Source organism: Streptomyces sp. So13.3, from assembly GCF_005860785.2.
Taxonomy (GTDB): domain Bacteria; phylum Actinomycetota; class Actinomycetes; order Streptomycetales; family Streptomycetaceae; genus Actinacidiphila; species Actinacidiphila fildesensis.
Window position 1 is genome coordinate 4,040,568 of record NZ_CP048835.1, and the last position, 16,698, is coordinate 4,057,265.

22 protein-coding genes, 1 tRNA gene and 1 riboswitch are annotated in these 16,698 nt (G+C 68.6%); of the genes, 10 read left to right on the top strand and 13 right to left on the bottom strand.

Annotation, left to right across the window (positions count from 1 at the left end):
* Positions 1-98 precede the first annotated feature (98 nt).
* A complete protein-coding gene (locus C8250_RS18210; protein WP_138356629.1) occupies positions 99-899 on the bottom strand; it encodes an ABC-2 family transporter protein in 801 nt (266 codons plus the stop codon).
* Positions 900-1,186: 287 nt separating this feature from the next.
* On the opposite strand from C8250_RS18210, the gene C8250_RS18215 reads away from it, so the two are divergent.
* Complete coding sequence (locus C8250_RS18215) at positions 1,187-3,454, top strand: transglycosylase domain-containing protein (RefSeq protein WP_138356616.1); 2,268 nt, start codon at positions 1,187-1,189, stop codon at positions 3,452-3,454.
* A 13-nt stretch (positions 3,455-3,467) separates the two neighbouring features.
* On the opposite strand, the gene C8250_RS18220 is transcribed toward C8250_RS18215, so the two are convergent.
* From C8250_RS18220 to C8250_RS18230, 3 genes are all read right to left on the bottom strand, one after another.
* On the bottom strand, positions 3,468-3,788 hold the full coding sequence (locus C8250_RS18220; RefSeq protein WP_138356615.1) for a multidrug efflux SMR transporter: 321 nt from the start codon (positions 3,786-3,788) through the stop codon (positions 3,468-3,470).
* A gap of 32 nt (positions 3,789-3,820) precedes the next feature.
* Positions 3,821-3,890: riboswitch (guanidine-III (ykkC-III) riboswitch) on the bottom strand.
* Complete coding sequence (locus C8250_RS18225) at positions 3,887-4,189, bottom strand: co-chaperone GroES (RefSeq protein WP_138356628.1); 303 nt, start codon at positions 4,187-4,189, stop codon at positions 3,887-3,889. It overlaps the preceding riboswitch by 4 nt.
* Before the next feature lie 49 nt (positions 4,190-4,238).
* Complete coding sequence (locus tag C8250_RS18230; protein WP_138356614.1) at positions 4,239-4,562, bottom strand: DUF3618 domain-containing protein; 324 nt, start codon at positions 4,560-4,562, stop codon at positions 4,239-4,241.
* 131 nt (positions 4,563-4,693) lie between these two features.
* On the opposite strand from C8250_RS18230, the gene bcp reads away from it, so the two are divergent.
* The 4 genes from bcp (at position 4,694) to C8250_RS18250 (ending at position 7,087) form a co-directional block, all read left to right on the top strand.
* Positions 4,694-5,161, top strand: coding sequence for a thioredoxin-dependent thiol peroxidase (bcp, locus tag C8250_RS18235; protein ID WP_138356613.1), 468 nt, complete (start codon positions 4,694-4,696; stop codon positions 5,159-5,161).
* A 348-nt stretch (positions 5,162-5,509) separates the two neighbouring features.
* Positions 5,510-6,136 carry an HNH endonuclease gene (locus tag C8250_RS18240; RefSeq protein ID WP_138356612.1) on the top strand — a complete coding sequence of 209 codons (627 nt, stop codon included), beginning with the start codon at positions 5,510-5,512 and terminating at the stop codon, positions 6,134-6,136.
* Positions 6,133-6,987: an HNH endonuclease signature motif containing protein gene (locus tag C8250_RS18245; RefSeq protein ID WP_138356611.1), complete on the top strand. Its 855-nt coding sequence runs from the start codon at positions 6,133-6,135 to the stop codon at positions 6,985-6,987. The genes C8250_RS18240 and C8250_RS18245 overlap by 4 nt, the downstream gene beginning before the upstream one ends.
* Positions 6,988-7,013: 26 nt before the next feature.
* Positions 7,014-7,087 (top strand) — tRNA-Leu (locus C8250_RS18250).
* Between the two features lie 49 nt (positions 7,088-7,136).
* Here the strand turns inward: C8250_RS18250 and rdgB are convergent.
* The 4 genes from rdgB to C8250_RS18270 all read right to left on the bottom strand — a co-directional run bounded on the left by rdgB (position 7,137) and on the right by C8250_RS18270 (position 9,421).
* Positions 7,137-7,739, bottom strand: coding sequence for an RdgB/HAM1 family non-canonical purine NTP pyrophosphatase (rdgB, locus tag C8250_RS18255; protein ID WP_138356610.1), 603 nt, complete (start codon positions 7,737-7,739; stop codon positions 7,137-7,139).
* 39 nt (positions 7,740-7,778) lie between these two features.
* The gene (locus C8250_RS18260) at positions 7,779-8,168 is read right to left on the bottom strand and encodes a hypothetical protein (RefSeq protein ID WP_138356609.1); all 390 of its coding nucleotides are present in this window, start codon (positions 8,166-8,168) and stop codon (positions 7,779-7,781) included.
* Between the two features lie 137 nt (positions 8,169-8,305).
* The gene (rph, locus tag C8250_RS18265; RefSeq protein WP_138356608.1) at positions 8,306-9,028 is read right to left on the bottom strand and encodes a ribonuclease PH; all 723 of its coding nucleotides are present in this window, start codon (positions 9,026-9,028) and stop codon (positions 8,306-8,308) included.
* Between the two features lie 153 nt (positions 9,029-9,181).
* A complete protein-coding gene (locus tag C8250_RS18270; protein WP_138356607.1) occupies positions 9,182-9,421 on the bottom strand; it encodes a PTS glucose/sucrose transporter subunit IIB in 240 nt (79 codons plus the stop codon).
* Between the two features lie 237 nt (positions 9,422-9,658).
* Here C8250_RS18270 and C8250_RS18275 point away from each other — a divergent pair, with 237 nt between their 5' ends.
* From C8250_RS18275 to C8250_RS18290, 4 genes are all read left to right on the top strand, one after another.
* Positions 9,659-10,960, top strand: a complete 1,302-nt coding sequence (locus C8250_RS18275) for a PTS transporter subunit EIIC (RefSeq protein WP_138356606.1) — start codon at positions 9,659-9,661, stop codon at positions 10,958-10,960.
* Positions 10,961-11,179: 219 nt separating this feature from the next.
* Positions 11,180-12,430 carry a PTS transporter subunit EIIC gene (locus C8250_RS18280; protein WP_138356605.1) on the top strand — a complete coding sequence of 417 codons (1,251 nt, stop codon included), beginning with the start codon at positions 11,180-11,182 and terminating at the stop codon, positions 12,428-12,430.
* Positions 12,431-12,536: 106 nt separating this feature from the next.
* Positions 12,537-12,803: a hypothetical protein gene (locus tag C8250_RS18285; RefSeq protein WP_138356604.1), complete on the top strand. Its 267-nt coding sequence runs from the start codon at positions 12,537-12,539 to the stop codon at positions 12,801-12,803.
* Complete coding sequence (locus C8250_RS18290; protein ID WP_138356603.1) at positions 12,800-13,195, top strand: type II toxin-antitoxin system VapC family toxin; 396 nt, start codon at positions 12,800-12,802, stop codon at positions 13,193-13,195. Before C8250_RS18285 ends, C8250_RS18290 begins: the two co-directional genes overlap by 4 nt.
* Positions 13,196-13,201: 6 nt before the next feature.
* Here C8250_RS18290 and C8250_RS18295 read toward each other — a convergent pair whose 3' ends face one another.
* Positions 13,202-13,954 carry an MBL fold metallo-hydrolase gene (locus tag C8250_RS18295; RefSeq protein WP_138356602.1) on the bottom strand — a complete coding sequence of 251 codons (753 nt, stop codon included), beginning with the start codon at positions 13,952-13,954 and terminating at the stop codon, positions 13,202-13,204.
* Positions 13,955-14,179: 225 nt separating this feature from the next.
* Between C8250_RS18295 and C8250_RS18300 the strand changes: the two genes are divergently transcribed.
* A complete protein-coding gene (locus C8250_RS18300; protein WP_138356601.1) occupies positions 14,180-14,644 on the top strand; it encodes a type II toxin-antitoxin system PemK/MazF family toxin in 465 nt (154 codons plus the stop codon).
* Positions 14,645-14,699: 55 nt separating this feature from the next.
* Here the strand turns inward: C8250_RS18300 and C8250_RS18305 are convergent, their stop codons facing one another.
* The 4 genes from C8250_RS18305 to C8250_RS18315 form a co-directional block, all read right to left on the bottom strand.
* Entirely contained in the window at positions 14,700-15,650 is a 951-nt protein-coding gene (locus C8250_RS18305; protein WP_138356600.1) for a cysteine synthase, read from the bottom strand.
* Entirely contained in the window at positions 15,650-15,955 is a 306-nt protein-coding gene (locus C8250_RS18310) for a MoaD/ThiS family protein (RefSeq protein ID WP_138356599.1), read from the bottom strand. The genes C8250_RS18305 and C8250_RS18310 overlap by 1 nt, the downstream gene beginning before the upstream one ends.
* 81 nt (positions 15,956-16,036) lie before the next feature.
* Positions 16,037-16,141 carry a putative leader peptide gene (locus C8250_RS44850; protein ID WP_331284098.1) on the bottom strand — a complete coding sequence of 35 codons (105 nt, stop codon included), beginning with the start codon at positions 16,139-16,141 and terminating at the stop codon, positions 16,037-16,039.
* Between the two features lie 58 nt (positions 16,142-16,199).
* Entirely contained in the window at positions 16,200-16,610 is a 411-nt protein-coding gene (locus tag C8250_RS18315) for a M67 family metallopeptidase (RefSeq protein WP_138356598.1), read from the bottom strand.
* Positions 16,611-16,698 lie beyond the last annotated feature (88 nt).

The window sequence follows — 16,698 nt, forward strand, 5'->3', positions numbered from 1 at the left end:
CGGCCGCTTCGAACCCGGCCGCTCCGAACCCGCTGTCCTCGACCGCACCGAGCCCGGCCGCACCGCCGCCGGCCACCACCCGCTCGGCCGCTCCGCCCTCAGCCACCCTGCACCACCACCTTCCTGGTCGCCACGGACTGCAGCGCCCGCCCGGCCGCGAGCAGCGCCAGCGCCCAGCCGGCCTGGAAGGCGAACACCCGCAGCAGACCGGTGCCGGTGTGCCGGCCGAGGAAGACATCGGCGGGGATCTGCTGCAGCGCCGCCCACGGCAGGGCCCGCGCCAGCTCCCCCAGCCAGCCGGGGAACAGCGTCAGCGGCAGCAGCGCGCCGGAGAAGAACATGCTGGCCAGCCCGGCGATCTGGCTCACCCCGGCACCGTCGAGCAGCCAGAACGCGCTCAGCACGACGAGATAGCGCAGCGCGAAACTGACGACGACCCCCAGCGTCACCGACACCAGGAACAACAGCCAGGTCAGCGCGCTCGCGGGCAGCGTCAGCTCGAAGGCGAGCGCGCCGATCAGCATCGGGACGACGCCCCGCCCCAGCAGATGGAAGGCCGCCCGGCCCAGGTCGGTCGCGAGCCACCACACCTGCAGGTCGGCGGGCCGGTACAGATCGATCGCCACGTCCCCGGTACGGATCCGCTCGATCAACTCGTCCTGGAAACCGCCGCCCATCATCGCCGTGGTCATCAGCAGCGCCTGGCCCACCCACACATACGTCAGCGCCTGCGACCGGTCGTAGCCGCCCAGCCCCGGACGCGCGTCCCACAGCGCGATATAGGTGTAGGCGAGGATGAAACCGAAGACCGTGTTGGTGAAGACACCGGCGGCCGTCGCCACCCGGTACGTCGCGAACCGCCGGAACCCGCTCAGCGCGACCGCCGCGTACAGCCGGATGCCCCCCACTCCCCCACGTCCCCTCCGTCAGGGCCTGGTCCCGCACCCGCCGTTCGCGCCAAAGCTGCCGAGCTTAATCGCCCATCGGGAGGACCTGCCAATGGTTTTCCACCCTTTCGAGTGCACCGGATCAGCCATTCGGCCTGTCACAGCCCTGTCACGGGTGCGCGGCGTTGATCGCACAAGCACGGATGATGCGACAGTGTTCAACGGGGCGTACGTAACGATTGACCCAAGATGTTCCGTCGCGGACCAACCCCGGCGGCGGCGGAGGAGTCCTAACAGACATGAGCGACGAGCCGGAGCAGCAGAAAAGCAGTAACGCTTCGCCAGGCTGGGAGCCCCGACCGCCGGTCCTCAACCGGAGGGGACGGCCCAAGCGGACCGGCCTCGGCCGGCTCATCCCGACCTGGCGGATGGTGACCAGCACGGTCATCATCGTCCTGCTCATCCTCGTCGGCGGGTTCTTCATCGGCTACGCCCTGGTGCCGATCCCGAACCCCAACGCCGCCGCCACCGCGCAGAGCAACGTCTATTTCTACGCCGACGGCAAGACCGAACTGGCCCGCGACGGCGAGATCAACCGCGAGAGCGTCAGCCTCGCCCAGATCGCCAGGACCGCCCAGTACGCGGCGCTCTCCGCCGAGGACCGCGGCTTCTACCACGAGTCCGCCGTCAGCCCGAAAGCGATGATCCGCGCCGCCTGGAACACCGTCACCGGCAAGGGCAAACAGTCCGGCTCCACGATCACCCAGCAGTACGTGAAGAACTATTACCTCAACCAGGAGCAGACCGCACTTCGCAAGGTCAAGGAATTCTTCATCGCGATCAAACTCGACCGCAATGAAACCAAGGACGAAATCCTTGAGGGGTATCTGAACACCAGCTACTTCGGCCGCAACTCCTACGGCATCCAGGCCGCCTCCCAGGCCTACTTCAGCAAGGACGCCGACAAACTCACCACCGCCGAAGGCGCCTACCTCGCCACCCTCCTCAACGCCCCCAGCGAGTACGACGTCGTCGCCCACCCGCAGAACCTCCCCAAGGCCCAGGCCCGGTGGAACTACGTCCTCGACGGCATGGTGAAGGAAGGCTGGCTCAACGCCGCCGAACGCGCCGTCATCAAGTTCCCCACCCCCGGCAAGCCCAAGCCCGCCGCCAGCAAGACCGGCCAGCGCGGCTACCTCATCGAGGCCGTCAACGACTACCTCGACGACAACAACATCATCGACGCGGAAACCCTGCGCGCCGGCGGCTACCGGATCGTCACCACGATCCAGAAGGACAAGGAGGACGCCTTCGTCGCCGCCACCAAGAAGAAGGTCTACGACAAGCTCGGCACCACCAAGGCCGACAGCTACGTCCGCGCCGGCGGCGCCTCCATCGACCCCGCCACCGGCAAGGTCGTCGCCATGTACGGCGGCATCGACTACACCAAGCAGTACGTCAACAACGCCACCCGGAGCGACTACCAGGTCGGCTCGACGTTCAAGCCCTACATCTTCGCCTCCGCCGTCCAGAACAACTCCCAGACGCAGGACGGCCGCACGATCACCCCGCGCACCATCTACGACGGCGACAACCGCCGCCCGGTGATCGGCCCCAACGGCCCCGTCGGCTACGCGCCGCCCAACGAGGACCAGCGGGACTACGGCGACATCACCGTCACCAAGGCCATGGACAAATCGGTCAACGCGGTCTACGCGCAGATGGCCCAGGACGTCGGTCCCGACAACGTCGTCAACACCGTGCACGCGCTGGGCCTGCCGGCCACCAAAACGCTCAACGCCTTGCCCTCGATGGCGCTCGGCACCATGGAAGCCAGCCCCCTCGCCATGGCCCAGGGCTACGCGACCCTCGCCAACCACGGCAAGTACATCCCGTACACCCTCGTCGAGAAGATCACCAAGGACGGCGGCGACCTCAGTCTCCCCAAGCGCGACGCCAAGCAGGCCGTCTCCCGTGAGGCCGCCGACACCACCACCTCCATCCTGCAGAGCGTCGTCGACGGCGGCACCGCCTCCGTCGCCCAGGAGTCCGGCCGGACCTCCGCCGCCAAGACCGGCACCATCGACGACGACAAAGCCGCCTGGTTCGCCGGCTACACCCCGAACCTCGTCACCGTCGTCGCCGTGATGGGCCAGAACTCCGACACCGGCAAACTCGAATCGCTCAATGGCGCACTCGGAGTACCCCGCGTCAACGGCGGCGGCGCGCCCGGCGAGGTCTGGGCCGCCTACACCGAGGCCGCCCTCAGCGGCACCGAGGACATCGACTTCGACCTCGAACCGCAGGACGGCGCCACCGCCCCGACCGAGGCCCCCAGCACACCGCCCACGTCAGCGACACCGTCGGAGACCCCGTCGCAGACGCCCTCCCGGACCCCGTCGCAGACACCGTCCCAGACCCCGTCCGAGACGCCGTCGGAAACCCCGACGGAAACCCCCACCGAGACCCCGCCCGAGACCAGCGGACCCCCGACCCTGCTGCCCAGCGGCGGAGCGGTCGGCGGAGGCGGCGGGAACGGCGGGGGCGGCGGCCCGGACGGGGGCTAGGCCCAGGCCGGGGTTAGTGGCCCGAAGTGGCCTTCAGGCCCACGACAGCCACCAGCAGCAGACAGATGAAGAAGATCCGGGCGGCGGTCGCCGGCTCACCCAGCACCACCATGCCCAGGACCGCCGCCCCGGCAGCACCGATGCCCACCCACACGCCGTACGCCGTACCGATCGGCAGCGTCTTCGCCGCCTGCGCCAGCAGCACCATGCTCACCACGATGCCCGCACCCGTGAACACACTCGGCCACAGCCGGGTGAACCCCTCGGTGTACTTCATACCGATCGACCAGGCGACCTCGACCAGACCCGCGACGCACAAAAGGACCCATGCCATGACGGCACCTCCATGGTTACTTGCTTCCAGGGGGTGCGTCGTCTTTGCATGGGTCCCGGTACGGCGCGTCTCGTCGGGCTCTCTCCGACCATAGCAAACTACAGATAAAGGCCCGTGGAGTCCTCCGACCCCTGCAGCCGCTCCGCCGCGACCGCGTGCAGATCCCGCTCGCGCATCAGCACGTACGCGACACCCCGCACCTCGACCTCGGCCCGGTCCTCCGGGTCGTACAGCACCCGGTCCCCGACCTCCACGGTCCGCACGTTCTGGCCCACCGCGACCACCGCGGCCCACGCCAGCCGCCGGCCCACCGCGGCCGTGGCGGGGATGAGGATGCCGCCACCCGAGCGGCGCTCCCCCTCGGAACCTTCGGCCCTGACCAGCACCCGGTCATGCAGCATCCGGATGGGCAGCTTGTCGTGCTCATTCTTGGAACTCACGGCGACGACGTTACCGGCGACGCCGGCGGACCGAGAGCCCGGCCACCACGGCGACCAGCGCCACCGCGGCCACCGCCACCGGCACCACCCGGTCCACCCGCAGCACACCGTCCTCGGACACGAAGTGCCCGCGCGCGTCACTCACCGCGCGATTCACCCCCACGAAGGCCCGGCCCGCCGTGCGGTCCACAGCGGAGAAGGCCTTCGCCTTCATGTCCCGCGCGACCGTACTCGGATGCACCCTTACCGCGATCTCGTCCAGCGTCGCGGCCAGATCCTGCCGCCTACGGGAGATCTCCGCCTCAATCTGAGCGGGAGTCCTGCCTTCCGACACCGCACTGCCTCCAACGCCTAGACCGGTACCGTGACGGACAGTCTGTCAGCCCGACGCGGACCGCGCCCCGTCGGCACCCCGTTTGCGTACCCGGGAGTACCCCGCGTGTACCGCGTAAGGAGCCACCACCCATGACCGAACGCCTCCAGCCCGGCGACACCGCCCCCGCCTTCACCCTCCCGGACGCCGACGGAAAGCCCGTCTCCCTCGCCGACCACGCGGGCCGCAAAGTCATCGTGTACTTCTACCCGGCCGCCCTCACCCCCGGCTGCACCAAGCAGGCCTGCGACTTCACCGACAACCTCGACCTGCTCGCCGCCGCCGGCTACGACGTGATCGGCGTCTCCCCCGACAAGCCCGAGAAGCTCGCCAAGTTCCGCGAAAAGGAAAACCTCAAGGTCACCCTGGTGGGCGATCCCGACAAGAAGGTCCTCGAGGCCTACGCCGCCTTCGGCGAGAAGAAGCTCTACGGCAAGACCGTCACCGGCGTCATCCGCTCCACCGTCATCGTCGGCGCCGACGGCAAGGTCGAACACGCCTTCTACAACGTCAAGGCCACCGGCCACGTCGCCAAGCTCATCAAGGACCTCAAGGTCTGAGCAGACCAGCGGCGGAGTGACCAAAGTCCGGAGAACGGGGGCTTTGGTCTACTCCCGCACCCATCGCGCAGAAGACCCCCTCGGACGAGAACCATCGAACGAGAGGACCCCCTGTGCGGACCCGCCCACCGACGCCGAAGCCGCAGAACTCTGCGCCGCCCGGTCCCCGTCCCCCCGCTTCTGACCCGCCCGGCGTGACCGTCACCCGAATGCCTCGTTAATACGTACGAGGCTGCGACACGCGGCCGCACCCAGGGCTCTGCAGCCACCACCGGTGAGCGAGGGATTCCCCCGGTCGCGGCTGCACGGAATCCCCCTCCCACCGACCCGATCCGGAGGGGGATCCCCATGTCCATCAGATACACCCGCGAACTCCTCACCGAAGCCGCCCGCGAAACGACGAACCTCGACGAGGCCGTCCGGTGGTGCGGAGGTGATCCGACCCCGGGTAGCCGAAGCTATCTCCGCACCAAGATGGCGGAAGCGGGCATCGACATCTCGCACTTCGCCACCGGGCGGGTGCGGCACACCGAACCGATCCTGCGCGAACTCGTCGCCTGCTCGCGCAGCGTCGCCGAGGTCGTCCGCCGCCTCGGGATCAACCCGGTCGGCGGCAACCAGGCCCACATCGGCCGCCGCATCACCGCGTTGGGCCTCGACACGTCGCACTTCTCGGCGCTCGGCAGGAGCCGTCCGAAACGGCCGACCGGCGACCGTCTCGTCCTGGGAACACCGGCGGACGGCAGGATTCCGGGCGAGCGCTTACGCCGCGAGCTGCTGCGCAGCGGGGTGCAGGAGACATGCGCGATGTGCGGCACCGGCACGGAATGGAATGCCAGACCCCTCCGCCTCGAGGTCGACCACATCAACGGCGACTGGTGGGACAACCGCCGGGAGAACCTGCGCCTGCTCTGCCCCAACTGCCATGCCGTGACAGACACTTATCGCGGCCGCAAGCGGAGGGCCACGGCATGAGCGGATCCGTCTCCTACCCCCGCGATCTCCTGGCCCGAACGGCAACCATCTCCACCAGCCTCGTGGACCTTCTGCGCAGGCTGGGCGCGCCGCTGGGAAGCGGTCCGTACAGGTACCTGCGTGACCGTCTGCGGCACTACGGCATCGACACGTCGCACTTCGTCGACGAGCCTCTTCCCGAGCGGGAGCGCCGGGCGTACCCGAGGGCTCTGCTCGAGGAGGCAGCTGCCTGCTCCCACAGCATCCGCGAGATGCTCGAGTTCATGGGCTACCCGCCGGACGACAGCCCGTACGGCCACATCAGAAAGAAGCTCGACCGCTTCGGCATCGACACCTCGCACTTCACCAGCGGGCGCAGATACGGCGGGAGTCCGCTACCTCTCGACCGACTGAGCGCCGCAGTTGCGGAGTCCAGGAGCCTTGCCGGAGTACTCAAGCACCTCGGCCTGGCCGACAACGGGGCAGCTCGCGCACACGTCAAGCGCAGCATCGGCGTGCACGGCCTGTCGTCCGCGCACTTCACAGGGCAGGGGCACCGCCGGGGTAGGCCGTCCCCGAACCGCCAGTCGGCGTCGGACATCCTGCGGCGTCTCGAATCCGGTTCCGCACGCGCCAAGACCGTCATGTTGCGGCGCGCACTCGACGAGATCGGGGTTCCTCACACATGCGGAGCATGCGGCGTCGGGGACACCTGGCGGGGTAAGCGGCTCGTGTTGGAGATCGACCACATCAACGGCGACCGGCTGGACAACCGGTCGGAGAACCTGCGATACCTCTGTCCGTCCTGCCACAGTCAGACGGTGACGTTCGGCAGGCGAGATCCACGCGCGATGATCAGCTTGCCAGGCTGACCACTTAGTGATATACTTAAACCGTAGGGCCTGTACCCCAGTGGCTAGAGGGCGCCGGTTTAGGTCCGGTGTGTCGTGGGTTCGAATCCCACCGGGCCCACATGAATATGGCCATTCCCTTGCACAAGGGAATGGCCATATCGCTGTTCTCAGCCAAGAAGTTCGGCCACGATCGGTGCCAGCGCCCGGAACGCTTCCCCCCGGTGGCTGATCGCGTTCTTCTCCGACGGAGTCAGTTCCGCGCAAGTGCGGGTGTCACCGAGCGGTTGGAGGATCGGGTCGTAGCCGAAGCCGCCGGTTCCCGTAGGCGTGTGGCGGAGGGTGCCGGGGAGGCGGCCTTCCACGACGCGTTCGGTGCCGTCGGGGAGGGCGAGGGCTGCCGCGCAGGCGAAGTGCGCGGCGCGGTGGGTGTCGTCGATGTCGGAGAGCTGGGCGAGCAGGAGGGCGAGGTTGGCGGCGTCGTCGCCGTGGGTGCCGGCCCAGCGGGCGGAGAAGATGCCGGGGGCGCCGCCGAGGACGTCGACGCAGAGGCCGGAGTCGTCGGCGACGGCGGGCAGGCCGGTGGCCTGGGCCAGGGCGTGGGCCTTGAGGAGGGCGTTCTCGGCGAAGGTGACGCCGGTTTCCTTGACGTCGGGGATCTCGGGGTAGGCGTCCGCGCCGACGAGGTCCACGGCGAGACCTGTGTCGGCGAGGATGGCGCGGAGTTCGGTGACTTTGTGGGCGTTTCGGGTCGCGAGGACAAGGCGCTGCATGGCGTCGATTATCTCCTGGCGGGAAGCGCGGCCCGGCCGTCAGCCCGGGGTGCAGACCTTGGTGAGTTCGCCGGCCGCGTCCGCGACCGGCGTCACGTCCGGGGTGGTTCCGTTGTTGGCGGCTGTGCGGGCGTTCTTGACCGCGGTGTTGAGGTCGTTGACGGCCTTGCTGACGTCGGCGTTGCCGGTCTTGTTGCCGACGTCCTTGAGGTCGCGGGAGATCTGGTCGAGGGCGTTGACGGCGTCCTGCGGGCTGTTGCCGGCGTTGCTGACGGCGTTCTGCAGGTTCTGGACGTCGCCCGCGACCACGGCGGCCACGTGGGCGCAGTCGAGTGCCTTGTCGATGGCGCTGCAGCCGGCGGCGGCCGGGAGCGTCAGGGCGGCGGCCGCGGCGAGGGCGGCGACGGTGATGCGGCGGCGCGTGGCCATGGGTGGGTTCCTCCCCCGGGGATCTCCGTGTGAGATCTGTATCGGTAGACACGCGCCGCGTGGCGCCCCAGTTGCCTGGTTGCGCGAAAGTGACAGGTTTCGCGATGGGTATCAGCGGTCGGTATCAGCGGTGAGTACTAGCCCAGTACGGCGAGCTGAGCTGCTGTCAGTTCGGCGCAGCCGCCGACGGCGAGGTCGAGGAGGGCGTTGAGTTCGGTGCGGTCGAAGGGGGCGCCTTCCGCGGTGCCCTGGACCTCGATGAAGCGGCCGTCGCCGGTGCAGACGACGTTCATGTCGGTCTCGGCCTTGACGTCTTCCTCGTAGGCGAGGTCGAGGAGGGGTACGCCGTCGACGATGCCGACGCTGACGGCGGCGACGGTGCCGGTGAGGGGTTTGGCGGTGGCGCGGATGAGCTTCTTCTGCTGCATCCAGGTGACGGCGTCGGCGAGGGCGACGTAGGCGCCGGTGATGGCGGCGGTGCGGGTGCCGCCGTCGGCCTGGAGGACGTCGCAGTCGAGGACGATGGTGTTCTCGCCGAGGGCCTTGTAGTCGATGACGGCGCGCAGTGAGCGGCCGATGAGGCGGGAGATCTCGTGGGTGCGGCCGCCGATCTTGCCGCGGACGGATTCGCGGTCGCCGCGGGTGTTGGTGGCGCGCGGGAGCATGGAGTATTCGGCGGTGACCCAGCCTTCGCCGCTGCCCTTGCGCCAGCGGGGTACGCCTTGGGTGGCGCTGGCGGTGCAGAGGACTTTGGTGTCGCCGAAGGAGACGAGGACCGAGCCCTCGGCGTGCTTGCTCCATCCGCGCTGGATGGTGACGGGGCGGAGCTGTTCGGGGGTGCGGCCATCGAATCGAGACATGGTTCGACCCTATCGACAAACGGCGGGGGCCCGTTCCGGTCGGAACGGGCCCCCGCGGGTGTCGGTGGTGCGCTGAGGGGTGAGCTCAGTTGTGCGCTGGGCTCAGTTGTGCGGTCGGCTCAGTTGTGCGCTGGGCTCAGTTGTCCGGTGAGCTCAGTTGTCCATCATGTCTTCGATGTCGGCGGCGATGGGGTCGGCGTCGGTGCCGATGACGACCTGGATCGCGGTGCCCATCTTGACGACGCCGTGGGCGCCGGCCTTCTTGAGGGCGGCCTCGTCGACGAGGCCGGGGTCCTTCACCTCGGTGCGGAGGCGGGTGATGCAGCCCTCGACCTCTTCGATGTTGTCGAGTCCGCCGAGTCCGGCGACGATCTGCTCAGCCTTGGTGGCCATTGCTCACTCCTGAGTGTCTCGGCCCGGCGGCCCGGCCCGGTTTCAAACGGTAACGCACGTTTGGCCCATCTTCGCGGGCAGGGTTCCGGTTTGTGACGAAAGATAACGATCACTGGTGCCGTGCCCTCGGGGGCGTAGTGCCACCCACGTCGTAAATGGTCTACACCACTTTGGGCCAGGCGACAAAACAGAGGCGACACGACAGCCGCCTGACCGGCAGCCACCAGGAGGCCACCGATGAGTTCGGACAACGCCGCCGTCGGGCAGCAGCCCCGGAAGAAGTGGACCAGTGTCCTCTTCCAGGGGCTGCAGAAGATGGGCCGCAGCCTGCAGTTGCCGATCGCGGTGCTTCCGGCGGCGGGCATCCTGAACCGGCTCGGCCAGCCGGATGTCTTCGGCGCGGACGGGCTGGGCTGGGACAAGGTCGCCAAAGTCTTCAACGGCGCCGGAGGTGCGCTGCTGGACGGCTCGTTGGGCCTGCCGATGCTGTTCGCCGTGGGTGTGGCGATTGGCATGGCCAAGAAGGCGGACGGCTCGACCGCGCTGGCCGCGGTGGTGGGCTTCCTCGTCTACTTCAACGTGCTGCGCCAGTTCCCGGTGGACTGCGGCGGCGCCGCCAAGTTCTCCACCGGGGTCTGCCTGGAGGGTACGACGGTCACCGCGGCCGCCTTCCAGAACCCGGGGGTCTTCGGCGGCATCGTGATCGGCCTGGCGACGTCCTACTTCTGGATGCGCTATCACCGGACGAAGCTGGTGGACTGGCTCGGCTTCTTCAACGGGCGCCGGCTGGTCCCGATCATCATGGCCTTCGTGGCGATCGTCTTCGCGGTGATCTGCCTGTGGGTCTGGCCGCCGATCGGCGACGCGCTCACCAGCTTCAGCAAGTGGCTGGTCGACCTGGGCTCGGTCGGGTCCGGCATCTTCGGTGTGGCCAACCGCGCGCTGCTCGTCATCGGCCTGCACCAGTTCCTGAACGTGTTCGTGTTCTTCCAGTTCGGCGACTTCACCAAGCCGGACGGCGCGGTCGTGCACGGTGACATCCCCCGCTTCCTGGCGGGCGACCCGACGGCCGGCCAGTTCACCTCGGGCTTCTTCCCGATCATGATGTTCGCCCTGCCTGCCGCGGCGCTGGCGATGGCGCACTGCGCCAAGCCGCACCGCCGCAAGGAGATCACCGGCATGATGGTGTCGATCGGTCTGACGTCGCTGGTCACCGGTATCACCGAGCCGATCGAGTACTCGTTCCTCTTCATCGCACCGGTGCTGTACGCGATCCATGCGGTACTGACCGGTGTCTCGCTGGCCGTCACCTGGGGCCTCGGCGTGCATGACGGCTTCAGTTTCTCGGCGGGTCTGATCGACTACGGCCTCAACTGGGGGCTGGCCACCAAGCCCTGGTTGATCATTCCGATCGGGCTCGCCTTCGCGGTGGTGTACTACGCCCTCTTCCGCTTCGTGATCACCAAGTTCAACCTCGCGACGCCCGGCCGGGAGCCGGAGGACGTCGAGGAGGAACTGGTGCAGGAGAACATCAAGTAGCGCGATGGCCACCCGGAGAAATCCGGGCATGAAGTCCCGCCCCGAACGGCCCCCGAGTCCTTGGACCCGGGGGCCGTTCGGCATGTGGTTTAGACCACCGGAACTGGGGATTCCTTTATCCCGCCCCGACGTGTTAAAACTGGTCTACACCACTCAGTGGTATAGACCATAGCGGCGGGCCGTCCCCCTTGAAGTGCCCGCCTCACCAGGAGGAATCTGATGAGTACGGCCACCGCTACGGCGGCCCCCGCGAAGAAGCGGGGCTCCGGTCTCTTTTCCGGTCTGCAGAAGGTCGGTCGCAGCCTCCAGCTGCCGATCGCCGTTCTGCCGGCCGCGGGCATCCTGCTCCGCCTCGGCCAGGACGATGTCTTCGGCGACAAGGGCCTCGGCTGGCACAAGGTCGCGGCGGTCTTCGCGACCGCCGGCGGCGCGGTCTTCGACAACCTGCCGATGCTGTTCTGTATCGGTGTGGCGATCGGCTTCGCCAAGAAGGCCGACGGCTCGACCGCGCTCGCCGCGCTGGTCGGCTTCCTGGTCTACAGCAACGTCCTGAAGGCGTTCCCGGTCACCGACGCCGTCATCAAGGCGGGCAAGGACGACCCGGCGGTCTACAACAACCCCGGCGTCCTCGGCGGCATCATCATGGGTCTGCTCGCCGCGGTCCTGTGGCAGCGCTACCACCGCAAGCAGCTGGTCGACTGGCTCGGCTTCTTCAACGGCCGCCGCCTGGTGCCGATCATCATGGCCTTCGTCGGCACGCTCGTCGGTGTCGTATTCGGCCTCGGCTGGGAGCCGGTCGGCAAGGTCATCAGCAACTTCGGTGAGTGGATGACCGGTCTGGGCGCCGTGGGCGCCGGTCTGTTCGGCCTCATCAACCGCGCGCTGATCCCGGTCGGCATGCACCAGTTCGTGAACTCGGTCTCCTGGTTCCAGCTCGGTGACTTCAAGAACTCCGCGGGCGAGGTCGTGCACGGCGACCTGACCCGGTTCTTCGCCGGTGACCCCACCGCTGGACAGTTCATGTCGGGCTTCTTCCCGATCATGATGTTCGGCCTGCCGGCCGCCGCCATCGCCATCGCGCACTGCGCCCGCCCCGAGCGCCGCAAGGCCGTCATGGGCATGATGATCTCGCTCGCGCTGACCTCGTTCGTCACCGGCATCACCGAGCCGATCGAGTTCTCGTTCATGTTCATCGCCCCGGTGCTCTACGTGATCCACGCGCTGCTGACCGCCGTCTCGATGGCCGTCACCTGGGCGCTGGGCGTGCACGCCGGCTTCACCTTCTCGGCCGGCTTCATCGACTACTTCCTGAACTGGAACCTCGCCACCAAGCCGTGGCTGATCATCCCGATCGGGCTCTGCTTCGCGGTGATCTACTACGTGGTCTTCCGCTTCGCGATCACCAAGTTCAACCTCATCACCCCGGGCCGCGAGCCCGAGGAGGAGATCGAGGACCTCACCAAGGCGTGAGCCGGGTGAACCCCGCTCGTTGAGAACGGCGCGAGGCCCCCGGAACCGTACGGTTCCGGGGGCCTCGCGCATGCAAAGATGCATGCAACCGGTGTAGCCTGGAGTCATGGTCGCTCTCCAGATTCGTGACGTCCCCGACGAACTGCGCAACAAACTCGCCGCCATAGCGCAGGAACGCGGGCAGTCGCTGCAGAACTACCTGCTCGACGTCGTCAATGACGAAGTCAGGCGCCGGGACAACGTGGCCGAGCTGCAGCGTTTCTCCAGGCACTCCTACGGGACCCGGCTCACCCGGGACGACGTCCTCGGCACGCTGGGCGCCGAACGGACTGAGCGTGACACGACCATGGGCCTGCCCGGTGGCACCGGATGATCGTTGTCGATGCCTCGGTCTTCGCCTTCTCCCTGCTCGACGAGGGGCCGACGGGCGACCGCTGCCGAGCGGCACTCGCCGCCGACGACCGGTGGATCGCCCCTGAACACTGGATGGTCGAGGTGCTCTCGGTGGTGAGGGGCAACCTGCTGGGAGGGAAGATCAGCGCGCGACACGCGGCCGACGCTGTTGACGCGCTGGCCCGGATCGATCCGGTCGTGCCACTCACCAGGGTGTTACTGCCCCGGATGTGGGAACTCCGGGGCAACGTCACCGCCTATGACGCGGCGTATGTGGCGGCCGCCGAGGCGTACCGGTGCACCCTGGTGACCACGGATGGCCGCCTGGCGCGCGCTTCCGGCCTGCGCTGCACCGTCGACGTCATCGACTGACGCGGCTCAGATCTCGTACACCGCGCCTGACGTGGCGAGTTCCACCGGGCCGTCGAAGACGGCGCGGGCGTCGGTGAGGTTGCGGGCGGGGTCGGTCCACGGCGGGATGTGGGTGAGGACGAGGCGCCCGGCGCCGGCGCGGTCGGCGTGTTCGCCGGCCTGGCGGCCGTTGAGGTGCAGCTCGGGGATGTCTTCCTTGCCGTGGGTGAAGGAGGCTTCGCACAGGAAGAGGTCGGTGCCGTCGGCGAGGCCGAGCAGCGCGTCGCAGGGGCCGGTGTCACCGGAGTACGTCAGGGTCCGGCCGTCGTGTTCGATGCGGAAGCCGAACGCTTCGACGGGGTGGCTGACCCGGTCGGTGGTGATGGTGAAGGGGCCGAGCGTGAAGCTGCCGGGTTCCAGGGTGCGGAAGTCGAAGACCTCGCTCATGCACTTCTCGTCGGGCATGTCGCCGTAGGCGGTGGAGAGCCGGCGCTCGGTGCCTTCGGGGCCGTAGACGGGGATGGCGTCGGCGGGGCCGCCGTCGTGGCGGTAGTAACGGGCCACGAAGTAGCCGCACATGTCGATGCAGTGATCGGCGTGCAGATGGCTGAGCAGGACCGCGTCCAGGTCGTAGAGGCCGCAGTGGCGCTGCAGTTCGCCCAGGGCTCCGTTGCCCATGTCGAGCAGCAGCCGGAAACCGTCGGCCTCGACGAGGTAGCTCGAGCAGGCCGATTCCGCGGACGGGAACGAACCCGAGCAGCCGACGACGGTGAGCTTCATGCCGTGAAACCTCCGTGGGCGCGCCACAGATCGCCCCCATACCGGTTGGAGTGGGGGGTTAGGCGGGTGCGGTCCGCCATGTGTTGACGAGAGTAAGGCGCGGGGCGGGCCGACGCGCCTCCTCAGTGCCCTGTTGTGGGCGGAATCACCAGTACGAGGGGCGGCCGGTACGGTCGGTTCCGATTGAGGATCTTCTTCGACAGATTTTCGACTGTGGGAGCCCATATGGACATGACCTGGTGGTTGGTGGCGGTCGCGGCCGTGGTCGTACTGGCTGTTTTCTCGGTGTGGACGCGGTCGGCGGCGCGGCGGCGGCCCGGTGGTCCGGTGCGGCCGCAGCGCGCGGCGGATCGTCCGGGGCCCGGGCGTGGCGGGCGGCGGGCGCCGGCCGCGGGGGAGATCTGGTGGGCGGACGTGCCGTTCGAGGACGGGTCGGGGGCGAAGGACCGGCCGTGTCTGGTGCTGTCCGTGAAGGGGGGCACGGTGCGCGTCGCGAAGATCACCAGCAAGTACCACGAGGAGCTGCCGGGGGTGATCGCCCTGCCGCCGGGAACCGTGGGCGACGCGCAGGGCCGTACGAGTTATCTGGAGACCGACGAGTTGCGGGAGGTGCGCTCCGCGGCGTTCCGCCGCCGGGCGGGTGTGCTGGACGCGGCGCTGTGGCAGCAGGTGCGGCGGATGGTGCGCTGACCGCGGCCGGCCGCCCGGGTGGGCCGGCCGGCGCCGCGTGGGTGCGCGGGGGTGGTCAGGCCCAGAGCTGGCCGTGCAGCTGTTCGACCGCGGCTTCGGTGCTGGCGGCGGTGTAGATGCCGGTGGAGAGGTACTTCCAGCCGCCGTCGGCGACGACGAAGACGATGTCGGCGCGCTCCCCCGCCTTGTGGGCCTTGGCGGCGACGCCGAGTGCGGCGTGCAGGGCCGCGCCGGTGGAGACGCCGGCGAAGATGCCCTCCTGCTGGAGGAGCTCGCGGGTGCGGCGGACGGCGTCCTCGGATCCGACGGAGAAGCGGGTGGTGAGGACGGACTCGTCGTAGAGCTCGGGGACGAAGCCCTCGTCGAGGTTGCGCAGCCCGTAGACGATGTCGTCGTAGCGGGGCTCGGCGGCGACGATGGCGACTCCGGGGACCTTCTCGCGCAGGTAGCGGCCGACGCCCATCAGGGTGCCGGTGGTGCCCAGGCCGGCGACGAAGTGGGTGATGGTGGGGAGGTCCGTGAGGATCTCCGGGCCGGTGGTCGCGTAGTGGGCGCCCGCGTTGGCGGGGTTGCCGTACTGGTAGAGCATCACCCAGTCGGGGTGTTCGGCGGAGATCTCCTTGGCCATCCGGACGGCGGTGTTGGAGCCGCCCGCGGCCGGTGAGGAGATGATCTCGGCGCCCCACATCGCGAGCAGTTCGCGCCGCTCCGACGAGGTGTTCTCGGGCATGACGCAGACGATGCGGTAGCCCTTGAGGCGCGCGGCCATGGCCAGCGAGATGCCGGTGTTGCCCGAGGTGGGTTCGAGGATGGTGCAGCCGGGGGTGAGCCGGCCGTCCGCCTCGGCCTGCTCGATCATGTGGAGCGCGGGGCGGTCCTTGATCGAGCCGGTGGGGTTGCGGTCCTCCAGTTTGGCCCAGACGCTGACGGCGTCGGACGGGGACAGGCGCGGGAGGCGGACGAGCGGGGTGTTGCCCACCGCCGCCAGCGGGCTGTCGTAGCGCATCAGACAGCGTTCGTTTCGGTCGCCGCGGAGCCGGAGCCGCCGGCGACGGCCGGCAGGATCGTGACGCTGTCACCGTCGGTGAGCTTGGTGCTGATGCCGTCGAGGAAGCGGACGTCCTCGTCGTTGAGGTAGACGTTGACGAATCGGCGCAGGCCGCCGTCGACGACGATGCGCTCGCGGATTCCGGTGTGCCGGCTCTCGAGGTCCGAGAAGAGTTCGTCGAGCGTGCTGCCCGCACCGTCGACGGCCTTGGCGCCGTCGGTGTAGGTGCGGAGGATGGTCGGAATGCGGACCTCGATGGCCATGGGTGGGCTCCGTTACATGCGGGCGTCAGACGGGGGGACGTGCGGGCGTGCTGTGCGGCGTGCCGGGGGTGGCGGCAGTGCTCAGGCGCGCGGACAGGCGGCGCTGGCGACACGGCAGAGGTCGACGTGCAGCCGCGCGACGAGCAGCATGCCCGGCGGGTTGTTCTTCACGTCGTGGGGAACCATGGGCTCATCGTATCGATTCCCGGGCGCGGTCCGAGACAGGCGTCCCACGATTCGGACCTCAGGCGCCGGAGGCCACTACCCGCACGTCTTCTTCGGTCACGACCCCGTCCACAATGCGGAACGAGCGGAACTGGAACTCCTCCGCGGTCGAGACCAGGACGTAGTGCGCGCCGGGCTCGTTCGCGTAGGTGATGTCGGTACGGGACGGGTACGCCTCGGTGGCGGTGTGCGAGTGGTAGACGATCACCGGCTCCTCGTCGCGGTCGTCCAGGTCGCGGTAGAGCTTGAGCAGGTCGGTGGAGTCGAACTCGTAGAACGTGGGTGAGCGGGCCGCGTTCAGCATGGGGATGAAGCGCTCGGGGCGGCCGCTGCCCTCAGGTCCCGCGACGATGCCGCACGCCTCGTCGGGGTGGTCGGCGCGGGCGTGGGCGACGATCGCGTCGTGGATCTCCTGCGTGATGGTGAGCATTGGGAAAAAGTAACAGCGCGCGAAGCGCCCACTGCAAGGGTGGGGGTGGGCGACGGGCGGGAAAAGTAACAGCGCGCGAAGCGCCCAC

What these genes read in the sequence shown, in the direction of transcription:
- C8250_RS18215 (WP_138356616.1), top strand. Translation starts at nt 1,187, where the DNA reads ATGAGCGACGAGCCGGAGCAGCAGAAAAGCAGTAACGCTTCGCCAGGC.
- C8250_RS18220 (WP_138356615.1), bottom strand. Translation starts at nt 3,788, where the DNA reads ATGGCATGGGTCCTTTTGTGCGTCGCGGGTCTGGTCGAGGTCGCCTGG.
- C8250_RS18225 (WP_138356628.1), bottom strand. Translation starts at nt 4,189, where the DNA reads ATGCTGCATGACCGGGTGCTGGTCAGGGCCGAAGGTTCCGAGGGGGAG.
- bcp (WP_138356613.1), top strand. Translation starts at nt 4,694, where the DNA reads ATGACCGAACGCCTCCAGCCCGGCGACACCGCCCCCGCCTTCACCCTC.
- C8250_RS18240 (WP_138356612.1), top strand. Translation starts at nt 5,510, where the DNA reads ATGTCCATCAGATACACCCGCGAACTCCTCACCGAAGCCGCCCGCGAA.
- C8250_RS18245 (WP_138356611.1), top strand. Translation starts at nt 6,133, where the DNA reads ATGAGCGGATCCGTCTCCTACCCCCGCGATCTCCTGGCCCGAACGGCA.
- rdgB (WP_138356610.1), bottom strand. Translation starts at nt 7,739, where the DNA reads ATGCAGCGCCTTGTCCTCGCGACCCGAAACGCCCACAAAGTCACCGAA.
- C8250_RS18260 (WP_138356609.1), bottom strand. Translation starts at nt 8,168, where the DNA reads ATGGCCACGCGCCGCCGCATCACCGTCGCCGCCCTCGCCGCGGCCGCC.
- rph (WP_138356608.1), bottom strand. Translation starts at nt 9,028, where the DNA reads ATGTCTCGATTCGATGGCCGCACCCCCGAACAGCTCCGCCCCGTCACC.
- C8250_RS18270 (WP_138356607.1), bottom strand. Translation starts at nt 9,421, where the DNA reads ATGGCCACCAAGGCTGAGCAGATCGTCGCCGGACTCGGCGGACTCGAC.
- C8250_RS18275 (WP_138356606.1), top strand. Translation starts at nt 9,659, where the DNA reads ATGAGTTCGGACAACGCCGCCGTCGGGCAGCAGCCCCGGAAGAAGTGG.
- C8250_RS18280 (WP_138356605.1), top strand. Translation starts at nt 11,180, where the DNA reads ATGAGTACGGCCACCGCTACGGCGGCCCCCGCGAAGAAGCGGGGCTCC.
- C8250_RS18285 (WP_138356604.1), top strand. Translation starts at nt 12,537, where the DNA reads ATGGTCGCTCTCCAGATTCGTGACGTCCCCGACGAACTGCGCAACAAA.
- C8250_RS18290 (WP_138356603.1), top strand. Translation starts at nt 12,800, where the DNA reads ATGATCGTTGTCGATGCCTCGGTCTTCGCCTTCTCCCTGCTCGACGAG.
- C8250_RS18295 (WP_138356602.1), bottom strand. Translation starts at nt 13,954, where the DNA reads ATGAAGCTCACCGTCGTCGGCTGCTCGGGTTCGTTCCCGTCCGCGGAA.
- C8250_RS18300 (WP_138356601.1), top strand. Translation starts at nt 14,180, where the DNA reads ATGGACATGACCTGGTGGTTGGTGGCGGTCGCGGCCGTGGTCGTACTG.
- C8250_RS18305 (WP_138356600.1), bottom strand. Translation starts at nt 15,650, where the DNA reads ATGCGCTACGACAGCCCGCTGGCGGCGGTGGGCAACACCCCGCTCGTC.
- C8250_RS18310 (WP_138356599.1), bottom strand. Translation starts at nt 15,955, where the DNA reads ATGGCCATCGAGGTCCGCATTCCGACCATCCTCCGCACCTACACCGAC.
- C8250_RS44850 (WP_331284098.1), bottom strand. Translation starts at nt 16,141, where the DNA reads ATGGTTCCCCACGACGTGAAGAACAACCCGCCGGGCATGCTGCTCGTC.
- C8250_RS18315 (WP_138356598.1), bottom strand. Translation starts at nt 16,610, where the DNA reads ATGCTCACCATCACGCAGGAGATCCACGACGCGATCGTCGCCCACGCC.